Origin of the sequence: Microbacterium sp. BG28 (assembly GCF_034044005.1) — a bacterium.
Classification (GTDB): Bacteria; Actinomycetota; Actinomycetes; order Actinomycetales; family Microbacteriaceae; genus Microbacterium.
On record NZ_JAXCHA010000001.1, the window covers coordinates 648884 to 668373 of the forward strand.

Annotated in this window: 20 protein-coding genes and 3 tRNA genes; 6 read left to right on the forward strand and 17 right to left on the reverse strand. The window is 69.8% G+C overall.

Going from position 1 to position 19490, the window contains the following annotated elements; genetic code table 11:
- Positions 1–121: 121 nt before the first annotated feature.
- Positions 122–1591, reverse strand: a complete 1470-nt coding sequence (gene cls, locus SK224_RS03300) for a cardiolipin synthase (protein WP_320433367.1) — start codon at positions 1589–1591, stop codon at positions 122–124.
- Between the two features lie 67 nt (positions 1592–1658).
- A complete protein-coding gene (locus SK224_RS03305) occupies positions 1659–1841 on the reverse strand; it encodes a hypothetical protein (protein ID WP_137418240.1) in 183 nt (60 codons plus the stop codon).
- A 98-nt stretch (positions 1842–1939) separates the two neighbouring features.
- On the opposite strand from SK224_RS03305, the gene SK224_RS03310 reads away from it, so the two are divergent.
- Entirely contained in the window at positions 1940–3046 is a 1107-nt protein-coding gene (locus SK224_RS03310) for a DUF4192 family protein (protein ID WP_320433368.1), read from the forward strand.
- 1 nt (position 3047) lies between these two features.
- Here SK224_RS03310 and lysS read toward each other — a convergent pair whose 3' ends face one another.
- The 13 genes from lysS to tilS form a co-directional block, all read right to left on the reverse strand.
- Positions 3048–4610: a lysine--tRNA ligase gene (lysS, locus tag SK224_RS03315; protein WP_320433369.1), complete on the reverse strand. Its 1563-nt coding sequence runs from the start codon at positions 4608–4610 to the stop codon at positions 3048–3050.
- A gap of 73 nt (positions 4611–4683) precedes the next feature.
- The gene (gene panC / locus SK224_RS03320; RefSeq protein WP_320433370.1) at positions 4684–5532 is read right to left on the reverse strand and encodes a pantoate--beta-alanine ligase; all 849 of its coding nucleotides are present in this window, start codon (positions 5530–5532) and stop codon (positions 4684–4686) included.
- Positions 5529–6236: a Rossmann-like and DUF2520 domain-containing protein gene (locus tag SK224_RS03325; RefSeq protein ID WP_320433371.1), complete on the reverse strand. Its 708-nt coding sequence runs from the start codon at positions 6234–6236 to the stop codon at positions 5529–5531. Before SK224_RS03325 ends, panC begins: the two co-directional genes overlap by 4 nt.
- A complete protein-coding gene (locus tag SK224_RS03330) occupies positions 6233–7831 on the reverse strand; it encodes a PH domain-containing protein (RefSeq protein WP_320433372.1) in 1599 nt (532 codons plus the stop codon). The genes SK224_RS03325 and SK224_RS03330 overlap by 4 nt, the downstream gene beginning before the upstream one ends.
- Positions 7828–8412, reverse strand: a complete 585-nt coding sequence (locus SK224_RS03335; RefSeq protein ID WP_234074318.1) for a PH domain-containing protein — start codon at positions 8410–8412, stop codon at positions 7828–7830. The genes SK224_RS03330 and SK224_RS03335 overlap by 4 nt, the downstream gene beginning before the upstream one ends.
- Positions 8360–8851 (reverse strand): DUF3180 domain-containing protein, encoded by a 492-nt coding sequence (locus SK224_RS03340; RefSeq protein ID WP_320433373.1) that lies wholly within the window; start codon positions 8849–8851, stop codon positions 8360–8362. Before SK224_RS03340 ends, SK224_RS03335 begins: the two co-directional genes overlap by 53 nt.
- Positions 8848–9372, reverse strand: a complete 525-nt coding sequence (folK, locus tag SK224_RS03345) for a 2-amino-4-hydroxy-6-hydroxymethyldihydropteridine diphosphokinase (RefSeq protein WP_320433374.1) — start codon at positions 9370–9372, stop codon at positions 8848–8850. The genes SK224_RS03340 and folK overlap by 4 nt, the downstream gene beginning before the upstream one ends.
- Positions 9369–9740, reverse strand: coding sequence for a dihydroneopterin aldolase (gene folB / locus SK224_RS03350; protein ID WP_320433375.1), 372 nt, complete (start codon positions 9738–9740; stop codon positions 9369–9371). Before folB ends, folK begins: the two co-directional genes overlap by 4 nt.
- Positions 9737–10525, reverse strand: a complete 789-nt coding sequence (gene folP, locus SK224_RS03355) for a dihydropteroate synthase (RefSeq protein WP_320433790.1) — start codon at positions 10523–10525, stop codon at positions 9737–9739. The genes folB and folP overlap by 4 nt, the downstream gene beginning before the upstream one ends.
- A gap of 11 nt (positions 10526–10536) precedes the next feature.
- A complete protein-coding gene (gene folE / locus SK224_RS03360; protein WP_320433376.1) occupies positions 10537–11127 on the reverse strand; it encodes a GTP cyclohydrolase I in 591 nt (196 codons plus the stop codon).
- Between the two features lie 7 nt (positions 11128–11134).
- Positions 11135–13141: an ATP-dependent zinc metalloprotease FtsH gene (gene ftsH, locus SK224_RS03365; protein WP_320433377.1), complete on the reverse strand. Its 2007-nt coding sequence runs from the start codon at positions 13139–13141 to the stop codon at positions 11135–11137.
- A 189-nt stretch (positions 13142–13330) separates the two neighbouring features.
- On the reverse strand, positions 13331–13882 hold the full coding sequence (gene hpt, locus SK224_RS03370) for a hypoxanthine phosphoribosyltransferase (RefSeq protein WP_320433378.1): 552 nt from the start codon (positions 13880–13882) through the stop codon (positions 13331–13333).
- 49 nt (positions 13883–13931) lie between these two features.
- Entirely contained in the window at positions 13932–14924 is a 993-nt protein-coding gene (gene tilS / locus SK224_RS03375; RefSeq protein WP_320433379.1) for a tRNA lysidine(34) synthetase TilS, read from the reverse strand.
- Positions 14925–15103: 179 nt separating this feature from the next.
- Here tilS and SK224_RS03380 point away from each other — a divergent pair, with 179 nt between their 5' ends.
- On the forward strand, positions 15104–15637 hold the full coding sequence (locus tag SK224_RS03380; RefSeq protein ID WP_320433380.1) for an inorganic diphosphatase: 534 nt from the start codon (positions 15104–15106) through the stop codon (positions 15635–15637).
- 68 nt (positions 15638–15705) lie between these two features.
- Here the strand turns inward: SK224_RS03380 and SK224_RS03385 are convergent, their stop codons facing one another.
- Entirely contained in the window at positions 15706–17079 is a 1374-nt protein-coding gene (locus SK224_RS03385) for a M23 family metallopeptidase (RefSeq protein ID WP_320433381.1), read from the reverse strand.
- Between the two features lie 224 nt (positions 17080–17303).
- Here SK224_RS03385 and SK224_RS03390 point away from each other — a divergent pair.
- The 3 genes from SK224_RS03390 (at position 17304) to SK224_RS03400 (ending at position 17631) form a co-directional block, all read left to right on the forward strand.
- Positions 17304–17376, forward strand: a tRNA-Glu gene (locus SK224_RS03390).
- 27 nt (positions 17377–17403) lie between these two features.
- A tRNA-Asp gene (locus SK224_RS03395) sits at positions 17404–17477 on the forward strand.
- An 81-nt stretch (positions 17478–17558) separates the two neighbouring features.
- A tRNA-Phe gene (locus SK224_RS03400) sits at positions 17559–17631 on the forward strand.
- 139 nt (positions 17632–17770) lie between these two features.
- On the opposite strand, the gene SK224_RS03405 is transcribed toward SK224_RS03400, so the two are convergent.
- Positions 17771–18346 (reverse strand): helix-turn-helix domain-containing protein, encoded by a 576-nt coding sequence (locus SK224_RS03405; protein WP_320433382.1) that lies wholly within the window; start codon positions 18344–18346, stop codon positions 17771–17773.
- Positions 18347–18440: 94 nt separating this feature from the next.
- On the opposite strand from SK224_RS03405, the gene SK224_RS03410 reads away from it, so the two are divergent.
- On the forward strand, positions 18441–19463 hold the full coding sequence (locus tag SK224_RS03410) for an aldo/keto reductase (protein ID WP_320433383.1): 1023 nt from the start codon (positions 18441–18443) through the stop codon (positions 19461–19463).
- The last annotated feature ends 27 nt before the right edge of the window (positions 19464–19490 follow it).

The following is a 19490-nucleotide window of genomic DNA, read 5'->3' on the forward strand; positions in this document are numbered from 1 at the left end:
GAAGCCGCAGGGGGCTGATCCCGCCGCACGGGCTCCGCACCGCCCTCAGCATCGACGTCGGCCGCGCCTCCCTCTCGATGCTATCAGTCGCCTATGACGAAAGCACCTGAGCCGATCGCCGCTACTGCAGCGCCGACGTCAACCGGGCGAGGTTGTCGAGCACGGTGGAGCGCAGGGGCTGGCGCAGCCACTCCTCGAGGGTGAGCTCGGTGCTGAGGCTGCGGTAGTGGTCTTCGACCTGCCGCATCTCCTCGACGAACTCCTCGCCGCGCACGAGCATGGAGATCTCCATGTTCAGACCGAACGAGCGCATGTCCATGTTGCTCGATCCGATGACGGCGACCTCGTCGTCGATCGTCATGGCCTTGGTGTGCAGGATGTAGGGCTTGCGGTACATCCAGATGCGAACGCCCGCACGCAGCAGCACCTCGTAGTAGCTGCGCTGAGCGTGGTAGACCATTGCCTGGTCGCCCTCTTCGGAGACGAACAGCTCGACCTCGACTCCGCGGTGGCAGGCGGTCGTGATGGCGTTGAGGATCGACTCGTCCGGCACGAAGTACGGGCTGACGAGGATGATCCGCTCCTTCGCGGCGTACATGAGCCCGAGGAACAGACGCAGGTTGTTCTCGAACTCGAAGCCCGGACCGCTCGGCACGATCTGGCAGTCGAGATCACCGGTGGCCTGGCGCAGGTCGAATTCGTCGACCTCCTCCGTCAGCAGCTCGTCGGTCTCGCTGTACCAGTCGGAGAGGAAGACGGCGTTGACGCTGCCGACGACCGGTCCCTCGAGGCGCACCATGAGATCGACCCAGTGCAGGCCGCGGCGGATGTTCTTGCGCAGGTTGTACGTCGAATCGGTGACGTTCTGCGAGCCCATGAAGGCGATGTCGCCGTCGACGACGAGGAGCTTGCGGTGGTTGCGCAGGTCGGGACGCTGGTACTTACCGCGCAGCGGCTGCACGGGAAGCATCAGATGCCACTGCGCCCCCATCGCGTCCAGGCGCTTCAGCGTGCGCCGGTAGTACGGCTTGCCCCTGTTAGCCCAGTGATCCAGGAGCACCCGTACGGTGACACCACGCTCGCTGACCTCTTCGAGCGCGCGGAAGAAGTTGTCGGTCGAGGCGTCGGTCTGCAGGATGTAGAACTCGACGTGCACATAACGGCGCGCGCTGCGAATGGCGTCGGCCATCGCATCCAGGCTCTCCTGGTAGTCGGCGATGAGGTGAGCCTCGTTGTCACCGGAGAGGGGCATGGCCCCGAGGTTGGTGTTCAGCCGCACGAGCGAGGTGAACCAGCCTGGCGCACCGGGGCGCAGCGTGCCGTGATCGAGGCCCGCCGTGGCCTGCTGGATGTACTCGTTGATCGCGCGCTGCTTGCGGCGGCGCTTGCGCGGCAGGCGCGGTGTGCCGATCACCAGGAACAGCACGACACCGATCACGGGGATGAAGTAGATCGCCAGCAACCACGCCATGGCCGCCGTGGGGCGCCGGTTGCGGGGGACGATGATGATCGCCGCGATGCGGATCACGACATCGAAGACGAAGACGGCGACCAGCCACCACGATCCGAGATCGATGTCGATGTTGATCATGTCGTCTCCCCCGCCCGCATCCTGCTCAGCGTAGCGGCCGGGTGCACCGGAGCCGCGTGGCGGGCGCTCAGTGGTCGGAGGCGATCGGAGGCAGGCCGCGCTTGGCGCGTTCTTCGGCCTCGATCTCCGAGTAGACGCGACGCTCGGTGCGGTCCATCCGCAGGATCGAACGCACGATGAAGAAGAACGTCGCCGTCACGACGATGGTCGGCAGAATCGACCACAGCGCCGCGACCCAGATGTTCTCCACCCCTCCATGGTACGCGACGGCTCCTCCACACCGGCCGGGCTCGGCGCGGCGGCCTGTGCGATCGGATCGGGACGGCGGCGACCGCCCAGCCTCGATGCATGACCACGATCATCAAGGCCCGGGATGCGGCCGACTTCCTCTCTCTGGTTCCCAGGCTGCTCGGCTACGAGCCGCGACGCAGCGTCGTGCTGATCCCCTTCAGCGTGGGTCGCACCGGCGGCGGCCTGCGCGTCGACCTGCCGACCGACACGGCCGACACGGATGCGGTGGCCTCCACCCTCATCGGCTTCGCCTGTCGCGTCGAGCACACCGACGCCTACGCCGTGCTCGTGTACGACGACGCCGACACCCCGACGCACGCGGAGCTCGTGGGGGCGCTGGAGGTCAGGGCGCAGGCGTGCGGGCTGCGCCGCATCGATGCGCTCCACATCTCGGCGGGACGCTGGCGCTCCTATCTCGATCCCGCCCTCGGCGGAACGATCGCGGTCGATCCGGATGCGGGCACGCACGGCCCCGCCGCCGACCAGGGCGCAGGAGCGTCCCTGCCGCACGTTGATCTCGCGCGAAGCGAGCGGGTCGGCCGGGCGTTGACCGAGTGCGCCCGCGCGTTGGAGTGGGTGCTGAATGGATCACGCCCGGCGGATGCCCGCATCCACCCCGGCGCCCTCGTCGCGTCTCTCGCCCTGGAGGATCTGCCCGCGTTCTTCGAGACCTGGATCACGCCCCACGGTGCGGTGCCGCCGCCGGGCGACGCGGAACGCGCCGATGCGCAGGATCTCGCGCTTCTGATCTGGTGTCTGGCGCGCCCTGCCCTCCGCGACATCGCACTGGCCACGTGGGTGCGCGGCGTCAACGGCGGGGATGCGGCGCTCGTCGCGCAGCAGGAGTGGGAGGCCGGTGTCGCGTACCCGGACGAGCTGGGCGCCTGGATGATGGGCGAGGGCGCGCGCCCCGACGTCGATCGCCTCACCGGCGCGCTCCAAGTGTGCCGGCTCGCGGCCGCATCCGCTCCGGCCGCGTATCGACCCGGCGCGCTGGCGGCGGGCGCCTGGCTCTCCTGGGCGCTCGGGCGCTCCACCCACGCCGCGCGCTACTGCGAGCAGGCACTCGCGATCGACGCGGAGCACGGCCTGTCGCTCATCGTGCTGTCGATGGTCGACGCGGGGCATCTGCCCGACTGGGCGTTCCGCGCTCAGCCCGGCTGACTCACTTGACGAGCGGGAAGAGGATGGTCTCGCGGATACCGAGACCGGTGACGGCCATGAGCAGTCGGTCGATGCCCATGCCCATGCCGCCCATGGGAGGCATGCCGTGCTCCATCGCCCGCAGGAACTCCTCATCGATGCGCATGGCCTCGTCGTCGCCGCGCGCCGCCAGCTTCGCCTGCTCGACGAAGCGCTCGCGCTGGATGACGGGGTCGATGAGTTCCGAATAGCCGGTGGCGAGCTCGAATCCGCGCACGTAGAGGTCCCACTTCTCCACGACGCCCGGGATCGAGCGGTGCTCTCGCACGAGCGGGCTGGTGTCGAGCGGGAAGTCCATGACGAACGTCGGGCGCACCAGGTGCGTCTTGACGAAGTGCTCCCACAGCTCTTCGACGTACTTGCCATGCGTCGCGTGCGGCGGCTCGTCGACTCCGGCGGCCTCGGCGATACGGGCGAGCTCCGCAACGGGAGTCTGCGGGGTGATGGGAACGGCGTCGATATCGGATGCGGCCAGCGCCTCGTTGAGCGAGTCGTACATCGAGAGGCGGTCCCAGTTGCCGCCGAGGTCGTATTCGGTACCGTCGGCCCAGGTCACGACATGGCCGGCTTCCGGTCGGCCGGCGAGACGGTTCGTGGCCGCCGCCGCGTTCTGGATGAGCTCCTGCGTGAGGTCGGCGATGCCGTTGTAGTCGCTGTACGACTCGTAGGCCTCGAGCATCGCGAACTCGGGGCTGTGGGTCGAGTCCGCCCCCTCGTTGCGGAAGTTGCGGTTGATCTCGAACACCCGGTCGAGGCCGCCGACGACGGCGCGCTTGAGGAACAGCTCGGGCGCGATGCGCAGGTAGAGCTCCGTGTCGAAGGCGTTGGAGTGCGTCACGAACGGACGTGCCGAAGCGCCCCCGTGCTGCACCTGCAGCATCGGCGTCTCGACCTCGATGAACTCGTGTCCCGCGAAGGTCTCGCGCAGACTCGCGTTGACGGCGGCGCGGGTGCGCACGGTCGCCCGCGCCTGGTCGCGCACGATGAGATCGAGGAAGCGCGAGCGCACGCGCGTCTCCTCGTTGAGCTCGGAGTGCAGGTTCGGCAGCGGTAGCAGCGCCTTCGACGCGATCTGCCAGTCCTCGACCATGATCGAGAGCTCACCGCGGCGGCTGGAGATGACCTGGCCGCGCACGAACACGTGGTCGCCGAGGTCGACGAGCTCCTTCCAGCGCTGCAACGACTCCTCGCCGACGGCGGCGAGCGAGACCATGGCCTGGATGCGGCTGCCGTCGCCCGACTGCAACGACGCGAAGCAGAGCTTGCCGGTGTTGCGGCTGAAGACGACACGGCCGGCGACGCCGGCGATGACGCCCGTCTCCTCCCCCGCCTCCAGGCTCGCGAAACGCTTGCGCAGCGCGGGGATCGTGTCGGTCACGGCGACGGAGACGGGATAGGCCCCGCCCGCCGCATCCGTCCGCTCCGCGATGAGTCGCTCGCGCTTGGCCAGTCGCACCGCCTTCTGCTCGAAGACGTCCTCTTCGGGGGTCTCGGCGGGCGCGGTGTTCTCGGGCTGAGAGGTCATCGTGGGGGCTCCTCGGAAGTCGCCGTCAAGTCTATCCGGGGCGCCTGCGGTGCCCGATTGCCCCCGGAGAGGCTCAGCGCACGAAGATCTCGGCGTTGTCGACGAAGCGGTGACCGCCGACGGATGCGGCGATCAGGGCGAGTGCGGGGCCCTGGTGACCCTCATCGACGGGCAGGAACGTCGCCGGATCGACGACGTTCAGGTACTCGAGCCGGATGCGGGACTCGCCCATGAGCGCGCTCTGCGCCGCGGCGATGCACGCGTCGACGTCGCGATCGGCGTTGGATGCGGCGGCCTCGAGCGCCCGCGGCAGGAGCGCCGCCGCGGCGCGATCAGCGGCATCGAGCGTGGCCAGCCGCGTGGAGACCGGCACGCCGTCGTCGCTGCGCACCGTCTCGGCTTCGACGATCTCGACGTCGAAGAAGAGCTCGCGCACCATCCGGCGCACGAGGAACACGCGCTGGCGGTCACGCTCGCCGTAGACGGCGACGTCGGGACGCACCAGATTGAGCAGCTGCGCCTCGACGGTGAGCAGCCCGTCGAAGTAGAACGGGCGCACCCGCCCCTCGTAGCGCAGGCCCAGATCCCCCGCGCTCACCTTGGTCGTGGCCTTGCCCGCGGGCAGCAGCTCGGCCGCATCCGGAGCGAACACGAGGTCCACGCCGAGGCGCTCGAGCAGCGCGGCATCCGCTTCGGGCGTGCGCGGATAGGCCTCGTAGTCGGCGTGCGTGGCGAAGCGCAGCGGGTTCACGAAAGAGGAGACCACCACGATCCCGGCGCTCTCGCGCGCGGTGCGGATGAGGTCGATGTGGCCGTCGTGCAGCGCACCGATCGTCGAGACGAGTGCGACACGCGTGCCCTCAGGAGCCGCGGCTCTGGCCTCAGCCAGTCGGGTGCGCAGCTCCGCGATGGTGCGGATCATCCGTCGATCGTATCGCCCACGGGTCCGCGCGGATCCGCACGTGTCAGGGCGTCGTCGACGGTCGAGCGCACGAGCGCCGACAGGTACCCGCCGGGATTCTCGACGCCGATGCCGGCGAGCAGCCCCGTCGCCTGCTGCACGATCACCCGGGAGAACTCGGTGGCGGTCGCGATCGCCTCCGCGTACGCGGGCCGGTCAGCCTCGGCGATCACGACCGGCTCGCAGCCGATCTCCACCGCGAGAGCTTGCGCGATCGGCAGAACGGCGGCCGGCGCGGTCACGGCCGCGTAGGAGGCGGCGAGCTGGCGGAGATCGATCGTGGTACCCGTGAAGGTGATGGCGGGATGCACGGCGAGACCGATCGCGCCGAGCCGCTGCGCGGGAGCGAGCACCTCAGTGCCGTAGCCCGGGTCGGTGTGCAGCACGAGCTGGCCGGGCTGCCAGGCGCCGAGCTCGGACAGACCCGCCACGAGCGGGGGGAGCTCCTCGTGCGGAACGGCGAGCACGACGAGCTCGCTGCGCCGGAGCACCTCTGCCGCATCCAGCACCGGCACTCCGGGCAGGATCGCCTCGACACGGTCTTGGTCGCTGCCGGCGGTGATGCCGGTGAGCGCGTGCCCCGCACCGCCGAGAGCGGCCGCCATGATGGGTCCCACCCGGCCCGCACCGATCACTCCGACGCCCAGACGGCCGTCACGCCTCATCCGTTCTCCTCCTCATCTCCCCGGTCGCTCGGTCGGACGGACGCTACGTCCTCGACGAACCACCGGTGCGACCTGTCACTGCGCGCCGCCGTCACCGCGCGGCGCGCCACATCCTCGAACATCCCCCGCGCCGCCTCGACGTCTATCGCGCCGAGGCTCGTGTCGACCGCTCCGGCGACGGTGTGCGCGCGAGCCGAGGCCACCCGCAGCGCGCGGTCGACCGGCCCCTGCTGCAGCGCGATGGACTGCAGCCGGGCGAGCGGCACCACGACCAGCGACCGCCAGAACCTCCCGCGTCGCAGGAACAACGCCGCATCCGTCACCGCGAAGCCGTTGCGCCGCCACGACACGGGGCGCAGGATGCGGGCGCGACGCGGCGTCGTCGCGAAGGCGTGGTCGTCGTCGGCGCCGAGCAGACCGCGGTCGAACAGGAGCGCGCGTTCGGCGTCGTCGAGCCAGGGCAGCAGCAGCGCGACGACGCGCTCCGCGTCCTCGCGTGTGCCCACCGGCAGCACGCGGGTGAACGCCTCAGCCGCCTCCTGGCCCGCGCGCGAGCCGGACAGCCGGTTGACGGTGATCGTCCACCATCCCGCGGGCCGCCAGAGGATCGGCTGGTGCACACGCACCGCGTGCACCCGCCCCGGCGGAAGGATCTCGGTCACGGTCGTGAGGATGCCGAAAACGATGCGCACGCCGTGGTCGGTCGGCGCGATCGCGTAGCGCAGGGCACGCACCGTTCCTCGTCCGACGTAGGTCGCGAACCCGATCATCGTGGGGAGGATGGCGAACACGAGCCATCCGGGCCCCGTCGCCGCCCAGACGACGAGCGCGATCATGATCGCCAACACCACGACGGTCGAGTCGCGCAGGAGCATGGAGCCGATGACGCGCCCGGGCGGGATGCGGACGACGGATGCGGGTTCCACCTCGGGCTCGTCGGTGCCCGCCACGAGCGAGTCCATCGCCTGCGAGGCCGTCTGCACGGCCGCCGAGCGCCACGACGTCGCGGCGCCGGCGCCGCTCGGACGGCTCTCGCCGAGCGCGCGGCCGGATGCGAGGCGCAGGATGTCGGCACGCACCTGTTCCGCGTTCGAGGTCGAGAGGTACTCGAGGCGCACGTTGGCATCGAGGCCGGCGCCGACGACCTCGAGCTTGGCAAGGCCGAGCAGGCGCGCAACCAGAGGACGCGTGAGGTTGACGCCCTGCACGCGGTCGAGGGGCGCCCGGCGGTTGGTGCGGAAGACGACACCGGAACGCACCTCGACGTCGTCGCCCGTGATGCGGAAGGTGTGGAACCGCCACGACATCCAGAAGACGAGGATGAGGGCGACGACCACCAGCAGCACGACGCCCAGCGCGAGCAGCACCAGGTCGTGGCCGAGCACGTAGTCCACCGGGTCCCCCGGGACCGGACCCGAGAAACCGGGAGCCAGCCAGGGCGCGAAGATCTCGATCAGACGGTCGCGCAGGTTGGCGACGACGAAGCCGAGGACGACCACCAGGAACAGCCCACCGCGAAGCAGAGGCGTCAGGGGGTGCAGCCGATGCCACTCGCCGTCGCTCAGCGCCGAGCGGCCCGCATCCGGTTCGGTCACAGTCCCGTCCGCCGGGATTCCGCCACCGCGATCAGTACGTCGCGCAGCTTCTCCGCAGCATCCTGCGTGAGCCCCGGGATCACGACGGCGGATGCGGCGGCGGCGGTCACGAGCTTGAGCTGTGCGATGCCGAAGGCACGATCGAGGGGGCCGTGGGTGATGTCGACGAGCTGCATGCGTCCGTAGGGAACGGCGACGACGCGCTGGAACAGGATGCCGCGGCGCAGCACGAGATCGTTCTCGCGCAACCGGTAGCCGAACGAGCGGATCTGGCGCGGGGTGAGGATGAGGGTGATCGCCAGCACGACCAGCAGCACGCCGGCGGGGATCCACACCCAGCCGGTGCCGGTGACCGCCGCGATGACCGGCGCCGCGACCGCCACGAGCACGAGTGCCGCCGTGAGCGAGATCAGCTGTACGGTCCGGTAAGCGCGGGCGAGCTGGTGCCACGACCCGTCGCGCACGAAGAGTCCCTCTCGGCGGGACTCGAGCAGCTCGTCGAAGGTGCCCGCATCCAGCACCGCCTCGTCAGAGGTGGGAGAGGGTGTCGCCTCCGGGGCTCCCGGCGTCGGGTTCGTCATCGTCGTCCTTCCGGATCGTGCACAGACTCTCGGCCACCAAGGCGGCCGCGACGAGGAAGACGCAGGCCACGATCGTCGCGATCAGGGTGCTGAACGAGCCTACCGAGGGGATGACGGGTCTCGTCAGCAGGAAGACGGACAGCCCCATCGCAACGCCGCCCATCGCCGCGCCGACGATGCTCGCGGCCTTGGCGAGCATCGCGATGCGCACCGCGCGGAACGGATCGAGCGGGCCTGCGGAGCGCCCGCGCGTCGCGCGCCGCACCCCGATGCCGAGCACGAGCACGAGCGCGCCGAGCAGCGCCAGAAGGATCGGCAGCGTCAGGACGGGGGTGAACGTCGCCTGCCCGGACGCTGTCAGCACCTGGTCGATGAGGAAGCCGACGCCCGCGCCGAGCACGACGGCGATCGCGAGGGATGCGGGCGAGGTGCGCTTCATGACAGAGCCTCAGCGAGGTCGGCGACGCGGCCGACACCGGGCAGCACCGCATCGGCGTCGAGGGCGAGCCAGGGCCGCAGGACGAAATCGCGCTCGGCGGCGCGCGGATGCGGCAGCGCCAGCGTCGCCGTCGCCGAGCGCACATCGCCGTAGGCGATGAGATCGAGATCGAGCGTGCGATCGCCCCACCGCTCGCGGCGGCGCCTGCCGTGGTCGGCCTCGATGCGGTGGAGGAACTCCAGCAGCACGGACGGTGCGAGGCGGGTGTCCACCAGTGCCACGGTGTTCAGGTAGCGGGGCGCGTCGGGGTCGGGGCCGTCGGGACGCACCGCGACGGTCTCCATGACGGGGGCGACGCGCACGTTCGTCGTCAGCGGCAGTCTCGAGAGATCGGCCGCTGCCTCGTCCAGCAGCGCGCCACGGTCGCCGAGATTGGAGCCCAGCGCGATCACCGCCGTGACGGATGCGGCCTCCCCGGGCTCCGCAGACCCGGGGAACCCCTGCGCGAGCCGGCGGTTCATCGCTCGCCCCGGGCGCGCACGATCGTCACGGCCGCGTCGGTGAACGGGACCGTGATGGGCGCCTGCGGCTTGTGCACGGTGACCGTGACCTCCTCGACGAGCGGGCGCGCCAGCACGACGGCGGCGATGCGCGCGGCGAGCGTCTCGATGAGATCGACCGGCTCGCCCGTGACGACCGCCACGACCTCCTCGGCGATCTCGCCGTAGTGCACCGTGTCGGCGACGTCGTCGCTCACGGCTGCCGGGGCGAGGTCGAGGCGCATCACGACGTCGACGACGAACTCCTGCCCGTCGCGCTTCTCATCGGCGTAGACACCGTGGAAGCCGAGGCCTCGCAGGCCCGTAAGGGTGATCGTGTCGTGGCTCATCCTGCTCCTCCCGAGCGCCACGCCTCCGCGATCGCGAGGGCGTCGGCGGTGGCCTGCACATCGTGGACGCGCACGCCCCATGCCCCCGCGTGAGCGGCCAGAGCACTGGTGACGGCGGTGGCCCGGTCGCGGCGGACGAGGTCGTCCGTGCCGAGCATCTCACCGAGGAACCGCTTGCGGCTGGTGCCCACGAGCACGCGCGGACCGATCCCGACCACCTGCGGCAGAGCCCGCAGCATCTCCCAGTTCTGCGCGCCGCGCTTGGCGAAGCCGACACCGGGGTCGAGCACCAGACGAGAAGGCGGGATGCCCGCGGACGCGGCGGCCTCCATCCGGGCGATGAGCTCTCCCGTCACCTCTCGGGCAAGGTCGCGGTACTGCGCCGGGGCGTACATGTCGTCGGAGTGCCCGCGCCAGTGCCCGAGCACCATGTCCACGTGCGCGTCGGCGGCCACATCCAGGATCGCGGGATCCGAGAGTCCGCCGGAGACGTCGTTGATGATCCGAGCACCCGCTGCCACGGCGGCGGCGGCGGTCGCCGCGTTCATCGTGTCGACGCTCACGGCCACCCCGGACTCGCTGAGCGCGTGCACCACCGGCAGGATGCGCTCCTGCTCGACTTCGACGCCGACGCGCTCCGCGCCGGGCCTGGTGGACTCGCCTCCGACATCGATGACCTGAGCCCCTTCGCCCACCAGGCGCAGCGCGTGTCGCACCGCCTCCTCGTGCGCGAGGAAACGGCCGCCGTCGCTGAACGAGTCCGGCGTCACGTTGACGATCCCCATGATCAGACAGCTCACGAGGCTCCTCCTGCGATCAGCGCGATGAGTTCGGCACGCGCCGCGGGTTCGGCCAGCTCGCCCCGCGCGGCGATGGTCACCGTGGTCGCGTCCACCTGGCGTCCGCCGCGCATCGTGACGCACTCGTGCGACGCGTCGAGCACGACCAGCACCCCGCGCGCTTCCACGCCCTGGGAGATCGCGTCCGCGATCTGCTCTCCGAGACGCTCCTGCACCTGCGGGCGGGAGGCGAGGATGTCGACCACGCGCGGCAGCGCGCCGAGTCCGACCACGCGCTCGGCGGGCAGGTAGGCGAGGTGCGCCTTGCCCGCGAACGGCAAGAGGTGGTGCTCGCACACCGAGCGGAAGCGCACATCGCGCAGCACCACAGGCCCCGAGGGCAGTGTCTCCGGCGCCGGCCCCTGCGCCACCGAGATCGTGTGCGCGAGCGGTTCGGACGCATCCTCGCCGACGCCGGCGAAGAAGTCGGCGTACAGCTCCGCGACGCGATGCGGGGTCTGCTTCAACCCGGGGCGGTCGGGATCCTCCCCGATCGCCTCGAGCAGTTGGCGGACGAGGTCCGCGACGCGAGCACGGTCGACGGCCACGACGGCCTTACGCGGTCGCGGGACGAGCCTGACCCGACGGACGCTGGCGCGGCGTCGCGGGCGCAGCAGCCGCACCCGCCTCCTGCGCTGCGGCCACACCGACCTGCGGCGCACGCACCGGCACGTCGACGGGGGGCAGCGGCGAGACCGGGCGCTCGGAGCTGGAGAGCCACTGCGGACGGGGCGGCAGGCGCTTCACATCGGAGAAGATCTCGGCGAGCTCGATGTGATCCAGCGTCTCCTTCTCGAGGAGAGCCAGGGCGAGCTTGTCGAGGATGTCGCGGTTGTCGTTGATGACCTGGTACGCCTCGTTGTGGGCCTGCTCGATGAGAGCTCGCACCTGCACGTCGACGCGCTCGGCCACCCGCTCGCTGAAGTCACGGCCGTGACCCATGTCTCGGCCCATGAAGACCTCGCCGGAGGACCCGCCCAGCTTGACGGGACCCACGTCCGTGGTCATGCCGTACTCGGTGACCATCTTGCGGGCGATGTTGGTGGCCTTCTCGATGTCGTTCGAGGCGCCTGTTGTGGGGTCGTGGAAGACGATCTCCTCAGCCACGCGACCACCCATCGCGTAGGTGAGCTGGTCCTGCAGTTCGTTGCGGGTGACGGAGTACTTGTCATCCAACGGCAGCACCATCGTGTACCCGAGCGCCTTGCCTCGCGGAAGGATCGTGACCTTCGTGACGGGGTCGGTGTGGTTCATCGCCGCCGCCGCGAGCGCGTGACCGCCCTCGTGATACGCCGTGATGAGCTTCTCCTTGTCCTTCATCACGCGCGTGCGACGCTGCGGGCCCGCGATGACGCGGTCGATCGCCTCGTCGAGGGCGCGGTTGTCGATGAGTTGGGCGTCGGAGCGCGCCGTGAGCAGCGCCGCCTCGTTCAGCACGTTGGCGAGGTCGGCACCGGTGAAGCCGGGGGTCTTGCGGGCGACGACCTCGAGGTCGACCGAGTCCGCCAGCGGCTTGCCGCGACCGTGCACCTCGAGGATCTGCTTACGGCCCTTGAGGTCGGGGGCGTCGACGCCGATCTGGCGGTCGAAGCGGCCCGGGCGCAGCAGCGCGGGGTCGAGGATGTCGGGACGGTTCGTCGCGGCGATGACGATGACGTTCGCCTTCGGGTCGAAGCCGTCCATCTCGACGAGCATCTGGTTCAGGGTCTGCTCGCGCTCGTCGTGACCGCCGCCCAGACCGGCACCGCGGTGACGACCGACGGCGTCGATCTCGTCGATGAAGATGATCGCCGGAGCGCTCTCCTTGGCCTGGTTGAACAGGTCGCGCACGCGGCTGGCGCCGACACCCACGAACATCTCGACGAAGTCGGAGCCGGAGATCGAGTAGAAGGGCACACCCGCCTCGCCGGCGACGGCGCGTGCGAGCAGGGTCTTACCGGTTCCGGGAGGGCCGTACAGCAGCACGCCCTTGGGGATGCGTGCGCCCAGCGCCTGGAACTTGGTGGGGTCCTTCAGGAAGTCCTTGATCTCCTGCATCTCTTCGATGGCCTCGTCGGAGCCGGCCACATCCTGGAACGTGACGGTCGGGGACTCCTTGGTCACGAGCTTCGCGCGGGACTTTCCGAACTGCATGACCTTGCTGCCGCCGCCCTGAGCGGAGGAGATGAGGAACCAGAAGATGATGCCGAGCAGCAGGATCGGGAGCAGGAGCGAGATGAGCCCGTCGAACCAGGTCGCACGGGGGACGACGTCGTTGTAGCCGTCGGACGGCTTGGCAGCGTCGATGGCCTTGACCACCTCGTCGGCGCGGGCACCGACGTAGTAGAACTGCACATCGTTCGCACCCTGGTAGGGCGCCGAGAGCTTCAGGTCGACGCGCTGGTCACCGTCGGTGTTGGTCACTTCGGTGACCGTGGAGCCGCTGAGCAGTTCGAGACCCTGCTGGGTCGTGATCTGCTTCGCCGCACCCAGGCTCGAGATGAGCGAGAAACCAACGATGAGGAACAGCCCGATCACCAAGACATACAGGAGCGGGTTGCGCGTGATCTTCTTGAAGTCCATTTCGCGGGGAGACCCCGGCCCTTTCGTCGACGTACCGCCTCCCGACGGTCGTTTCAGGGTAGCGCGGGCTCTCTATGCCGGGTCTGTGCATTCGCCCACGGCGTACAGGGCGCGCATCGGAGGTCGTCGGTCGAGCGCCTCCCGGTCGTTGAGCGAGCGCAGCGAGACGAAACGCAGCCCTGACCCTCGTCAGCTGTAGACGTGCGGGGCGAGCACCGCGACATCGCGCAGGTTGCGATAGCGCTCGGCGTAGTCGAGGCCGTAGCCGACGACGAACTCGTTGGGGATCTCGAAACCCACGTAGCGGCAGTCGACCTGCACCTTGGCGGCCTCGGGCTTGCGGAACAGCGCGAAGACCTCGACGGATGCGGCGCCGCGGGCCGCGAAGTTCTCCAGCAGCCAGCTGAGCGTGAGGCCCGAGTCGATGATGTCCTCGACGATGAGCACGTGCTTGTCGTGGATGTCGGTGTCGAGGTCTTTGCGGATCTGCACGACACCGCTCGAGCGGGTGCCGGTGCCGTATGAGGAGACGGCCATCCAGTCCATCGGCGCAAGGATCGGCAGGGCGCGCGAGAAGTCGGCCATGACCATGATCGCGCCCTTGAGAACGCCCACGAGCACGAGGTCCTTGCCCTCGTAATCGACGGCCACCTGGGCCGCGATCTCCTCGAGCTTGGCGAGGATCTGCTCCTCGGTGGCGAGAACGGTCGTGAGGTCGTCTGCGATGTCCGCTGCGCGCATGGATCGATTCTAGGTGCCGGTCTCTGCGGCACCCTGTGCGCCGGCCGGGTCAGGTCGAGGCGCTGAACACGATCCGCCCGCCCAGGCGGGCCGCGCGGCAGGCCGGGAGGTCGATGGGGCCCTGGCCACGCCAGTCGGTGACCAGCCGCTCGACCTCCTGCGTCTGGCGGTGCGTGAGCGAGACGTGGAACTCGCTGGCCACGACGTGGCGCAGGATGCGCGTACGCAGCGCCGACGGGTTGGCGGCGAGGGCGGCGACCGAGACGGCGATCCCGGCCTCGGCGGGCTCGACGATGTCCTCGATGGTCTCGTCGATCATCTCGGCGAAGGCCGCCGCATCCTCTCGCAGCTGCTCTGCGGTGCGCGCGAGCGCTTCGGCGATGCCAGGACCCAGCTCGCGCTCGAGCACCGGCAGCACCCGCTGACGCACCCGCACGCGGGTGAAGGCGGGGTCGTCGTTGTGCGGATCGTGCCACGGCTCGAGTCCGACGGCGGCGCAGGCCGCGAGGGTCGTGGCGCGCGAGACGCCCAGCAACGGACGCAGCCACGCGAGGCCGGCGTCGTCCCGGCTCTCCGGCGCCATCCCGGCGAGGCTGGTCGCCCCCGAGCCGCGGGCAAGTCCGAGCAGCACGGTCTCGGCCTGGTCGTCGAGGGTGTGGGCGAGCAGCACGGCGGAGGCACCGCGCCGCGACGCGGCCTCCGCGAGCGCCGCGCGACGGGCCTTGCGGGCGGCCGCCTCCGGTCCCTCTCCCCCAGCCGACACGTCGACCCTCACGACCTCGGCGGCGAGCCCGAGCCCGCGCGCAAGGTCGGCGGCGCGTGCGGCGACCGCATCCGATGCGTCCTGGAGTCCGTGATCGACCGTCACCGTGATCGCCCGCACGTCGAGGGCGACGGCTTCGAAGGCGACGGCTGCCGTGAGGGCGAGGGAGTCTGCGCCACCCGAGAGTCCGACGACGACGGTCTGTCCGCGCCGGGGCTCGAGCATCGTGCGGACGGCGCGGCGCACCTCGGCGGTGGCGGGGTGTAGTCCGGGTCGCATGTCACCACGCTACTGGCGGCGGCTGCAGCCGCTCGGCTGGCACGACTCGGCCAGAGCGCGCGTCCGTATCGGCTCCGCGCCCCCTTCGCCGGATTCTGGCTGAGTCCTGCCCCGGAGCCGCCGAGACGGGCCGACTAGGCTGTGTGGCGAATCCGCTGAACTTCCGAAGGAGCACAGGAATGGGCGCATACGACGCCGTCATCGAGATCCCGCGCGGCAGCCGCGTGAAGTACGAGGTCGACCACGGCACGGGCCGGGTCTTCCTTGACCGCGTTCTGTTCACGCCCATGGGCTACCCCAGCAACTACGGCTTCTTCGAGAACACCCTCGGCGAGGACGGCGACCCGCTCGACGTGCTCGTGCTGCTCGACCGCGACATCTACCCCGGCGTGCTCGCGAAGGTGCGTCCGGTCGCCGTGCTGAAGATGAGCGACGAGGCCGGCGGTGACGACAAGGTCGTCGCCGTGCTGGCGAAGGACCCGCGCTGGGCCCACATCCAGGATGTCGACGACATCGACGAATGGACCAAGGGCGAGATCGGCCACTTCTTCGAGCACTACAAGGACCTCGAGCCGGGCAAGTGGGTCAAGGTCGACGATTGGGCGAACGCGGCCGAGGCCGAGCGTCTCGTGTCGGAGGCCTTCGCGCGCTTCGAGGAGCACGAGGGTCAGACCAAGACGCAGGGTGAGGGCCAGGCCCCGAACTCCCTCTGAGACCTCTCAGACGAAGAGAGCGGATGCGGCACCTGCCGCATCCGCTCTCATTCTGTCTCTGGGCGGACTCAGAAGCCGACGCCGCGCGCAGCCATGAACGGCCGGGGGTTGACGGTTCCGCTCGGGGTGTAGACCTCGAAGTGCAGGTGGCAGCCGAAGGAGTTGCCGGTGTTGCCGACGCCGGCGATGACGTCGCCCGCATTGACCCACTGGCCGCGCGACACGTAGATGCCGCCGTTCGAGATGTGGGCGTACCCGGTGCCGTAGCCGCCACCGTGATCGATGCGGATGTAGTTGCCGTATCCGCCGTTGCCGCCGGCGAAGGTCACCGTGCCGGACGACGCCGCGTAGATGTTGCCCCAGCATCCGGCGCCGAAGTCGGTGCCGTAGTGGAAGCTGCTCGCGCAGTAACTCGGACCGCACTGCGCGTAGCGCTGGCCGTACTCGGACGTGATGCTGCCGCCGGCGGGGCGCACCCAGCCTGAACCGCCGCCACCGCCACCGCCGCCCCCACCGCCGCCGCCGCCGGGGTTGTTCTTCGCCGCTTCCTCCGCGGCGCGGCGGGCGGCCTCTTCGGCGGCCTTACGGGCTTCCTCCTCGCGACGCTTCTGCTCGGCCACACCGGCCTGGTAGTCGGCGACCGTCTTGGCGGTGGTGTCCTGCAGGGCCGCGAGCTGCGCCTGGAGCGTGCCGAGGTACTGGTTCTGCTCGTCGAGGGCGGCCTGCGCCGCATCCGCCGCCGCCTGCGCCTCCTGCATGGCCTGCTCAGCGGCCTTCTGCAGATTGTCGCGCTCGTCACGGGCGGAGGTGGCCTGCGCGGTGAGCGACTGCGCGGCGTTTCTGGCCGAGACAGCGGCCGCGTACACGTCCTGGTTGCGCTCGAGGAGTTTGTCCATCGTGCCGAGGCGGGCGAGCAGGTCGTCGGCGCCTGCTGCGGAGCCCGCGAAGAAGAGCTGCAGCGACGTGTCATCGCCGCCGGCCTTGTAGAGCTGACTGGCGACGCGACCGGCCTTGTTGGCCGCCTCCGTCGCGGCGGCCGCCTGCGCGTCGGCCTGCGACTGCAGATTGTCGGCACGCGCAGCGGCGTCGAAGTACGCCTGCTGGGCGGTGAAGTACTCCTGCGACTTCTGGTCGGCGACCGCCTGCTTCGCGACGACATCGGCCTGCAGCTGCGCGATGAGGTTCTGGATGCGCTGGATCTCGGCGCCCTTGGCGGCCTCGTTGTTCTTCGCTCTCTGCACGTCGTCCCACGAGGGGTAGCCGTCGATCGCGAACGCGCGGGGCTGCAGCGGGCCGGCCAACGCGGCGAGCCCGACGACGCCGAGCGCGCCGGCGCCGAGTGCGACACGGCGCGTCACCGTGGGCCAGAGGGCGCGCTTCTCTTGGGCGGTGGGGCCGCAACCGCAGTCCTCTTCCGCTCCGGACAGATCTTCGGCAGACACAACAGCCCCTCATTCACCGGCGCAACACCGACAACACTAACAACATCAGTCACATCCGCAACGGGTTCTTCGAGCGCAGGATGCGGGCGGTCCCGCGCCATCCTCTCCCCTCATCGACGGCCCGGCTTGGAGCGACGCGCGCGGGCGCTCCGACCCGATTTCGCATTTGCTGGAACCTCGCCTATGCTTGCTCTTCGGTAAGCGTGAGCCCGAAGGGTTCATCCGGCCCCATCGTTTAGCGGCCTAGGACGCCGCCCTTTCACGGCGGTAGCACGGGTTCGAATCCCGTTGGGGTCACACAACCGAATACAATTAAACAAGCATGGCCCTGTAGCGCAGTTGGTTAGCGTGCCGCCCTGTCACGGCGGAGGTCGCGGGTTCAAGTCCCGTCAGGGTCGCTCTGAGCGACGGGCCCTTCTCGAAGGGCCTTTCGTTTAGGACGCGGCATCGCGTCGCCTCGCGCGATACGGATACCGCGGGGCTCTGTAGCTCAGTTGGTAGAGCGCACGACTGAAAATCGTGAGGTCACGGGATCGACGCCCGTCGGAGCCACACGGACCGTCGTTACAACGGTCCCAGAAACCCTCGCCTAGCTTCTACATGGCGGGGGTTTTGCTTTGCCCTAGCGTTGTCGGAGCATCGCCGCTCCTCGGTCGCCCCGTGAACGCAGCGAGACGAAACACCCGGGCCGTCAACGCAGCCGCAGCCCGTCGAGCAGGAGCCGCACCATCGCGTTCGGCGAGCCGTCCGCCGATGGCGCACGGTGGCTCAGATCGCCGATGGCCTGCAGCAGCTGAATCGGATCGACGCCGGAGCGCACATCGCCCGCATCCACTGCTGCATCCAGGAGCATCCGGATCGCCGGCCCCAGCTTCGCGATGAGGTGGGCCGGCAAAGACTCGAACGCGGGGTCTCCGGAGATCAGCGCCGCCGAGAGCCCCTGCTTCGTGGCCACGAACCGGGTGAACCGCTCCACCCACCGGTCGAGGGCCTCCCCCGGCGGGAGCTCGTTCAGCAGCTCGGTGGCAGCCACGGCCGTCGCGTCGATCTCGGTCGTGAACACGGCCGCGACGAGTTCGGCGCGGTTCGGGAAGTGACGGTAGAGGGTTCCGACCCCCACGCCGGCCTCCGCGGCGATCTCACGGGCGGGGGCATCGACGCCCGAGCGGGCGAACACGACCCGTGCGGCGGCGAGGAGCGCGGCGGAGTTGTGGGCCGCATCCGAACGCGGACGACGAGGCGCTACGGCAGCCGGTTCTACAGACACGTCGGCGAGACCTCCTTGCCAAACGGAACAGCGTTCCGTATTGTGAGCGAGACCGGAACAATGTTCCGCATCCCACAGACTAGCGGAGGACCCCATGCAGTACCGCACTCTCGGCCGCACCGGCATCAAGGTGACCCCCTACGCCCTCGGCGCCATGATGCTCGGCTCCTACGGCAACCCGGACCGGCAGGAGGGCGTCCGGATCATCCACCGCGCCCTGGATGCCGGCATCAACGTCGTGGACACTGCGGATCGCTACGGCGACTCCGAAGAGGTGGTCGGCGAAGCCATCCGCGGTCGCCGCGACCAGTTGGTCATCGCCACCAAGTTCCACGGTCCGGTCGACGACGACATCAACCACCGAGGCGCGTCCCGCCGCTGGATCATGGATGCGGTCGAGCGCTCGCTCCGCAACCTCGGCACCGACTACATCGACCTCTATCAGCTCCACCGCCCCGACCCCGACACGGACATCGAAGAGACGCTCTCCGCCCTGACCGACCTGGTTCGCCAGGGCAAGGTGCGTGCCATCGGGTCCTCGTCGATGCGCGGCTCCGAGATCGTCGAGGCGCAATGGGTCTCCGAACGGCGCGGTTTCGAGCGTTTCCGCACCGAGCAGCCGAACTACTCGATCCTCGACAGGGAGATCGAGCGCGAGATCCTCCCCGTCGCGCAGCGCTACGGAATGGGCACCCTCGTCTACAGCCCGCTCGCCGGTGGCGCCCTCTCCGGCAAGTACCGCGCAGGGCAGACCAACGACAATTTCCGTGCCGGCACCGGCATGCAGCACTTCCGCAACGAGCGCCGACTCGCCACGATCGAGGAACTCGTCGCGCTGGCGGATGAGGTGGGCATCCCGCTCTCCCACCTGGCGATGGCGTTCACACTCGCCCACCCCGGAGTGACGTCGGCGATCATCGGACCACGAACGATGGAGCAGCTGGAATCCACGCTCGCCGGCGCGGAGATCGCCTTGTCGGACGAGGTGCTCGACCGCATCGACGCGATCGTCCCGCCGGGCGAGAGCATCGGCGCGATGGACATGGTCTACCGAGGACCGGAGGTGGGCGACGCTGCGCTTCGCCGGCGACCCGTGTCGGAGCGGATGGCAGGTTGAGCGCGGCGCGGCATCCGCGTTCTCTCC

Coding starts and splice junctions, on each gene's coding strand:
- folB (WP_320433375.1), bottom strand. CDS start 9,740: ATGAGCCACGACACGATCACCCTTACGGGCCTGCGAGGCCTCGGCTTC.
- SK224_RS03310 (WP_320433368.1), top strand. CDS start 1,940: ATGACCACGATCATCAAGGCCCGGGATGCGGCCGACTTCCTCTCTCTG.
- tilS (WP_320433379.1), bottom strand. CDS start 14,924: ATGCGACCCGGACTACACCCCGCCACCGCCGAGGTGCGCCGCGCCGTC.
- SK224_RS03380 (WP_320433380.1), top strand. CDS start 15,104: ATGGGCGCATACGACGCCGTCATCGAGATCCCGCGCGGCAGCCGCGTG.
- folK (WP_320433374.1), bottom strand. CDS start 9,372: ATGAACCGCCGGCTCGCGCAGGGGTTCCCCGGGTCTGCGGAGCCCGGG.
- folP (WP_320433790.1), bottom strand. CDS start 10,525: ATGGGGATCGTCAACGTGACGCCGGACTCGTTCAGCGACGGCGGCCGT.
- panC (WP_320433370.1), bottom strand. CDS start 5,532: ATGATCCGCACCATCGCGGAGCTGCGCACCCGACTGGCTGAGGCCAGA.
- SK224_RS03410 (WP_320433383.1), top strand. CDS start 18,441: ATGCAGTACCGCACTCTCGGCCGCACCGGCATCAAGGTGACCCCCTAC.
- lysS (WP_320433369.1), bottom strand. CDS start 4,610: ATGACCTCTCAGCCCGAGAACACCGCGCCCGCCGAGACCCCCGAAGAG.
- cls (WP_320433367.1), bottom strand. CDS start 1,591: ATGATCAACATCGACATCGATCTCGGATCGTGGTGGCTGGTCGCCGTC.
- SK224_RS03335 (WP_234074318.1), bottom strand. CDS start 8,412: ATGACGAACCCGACGCCGGGAGCCCCGGAGGCGACACCCTCTCCCACC.
- ftsH (WP_320433377.1), bottom strand. CDS start 13,141: ATGGACTTCAAGAAGATCACGCGCAACCCGCTCCTGTATGTCTTGGTG.
- SK224_RS03340 (WP_320433373.1), bottom strand. CDS start 8,851: ATGAAGCGCACCTCGCCCGCATCCCTCGCGATCGCCGTCGTGCTCGGC.
- SK224_RS03325 (WP_320433371.1), bottom strand. CDS start 6,236: ATGAGGCGTGACGGCCGTCTGGGCGTCGGAGTGATCGGTGCGGGCCGG.
- hpt (WP_320433378.1), bottom strand. CDS start 13,882: ATGCGCGCAGCGGACATCGCAGACGACCTCACGACCGTTCTCGCCACC.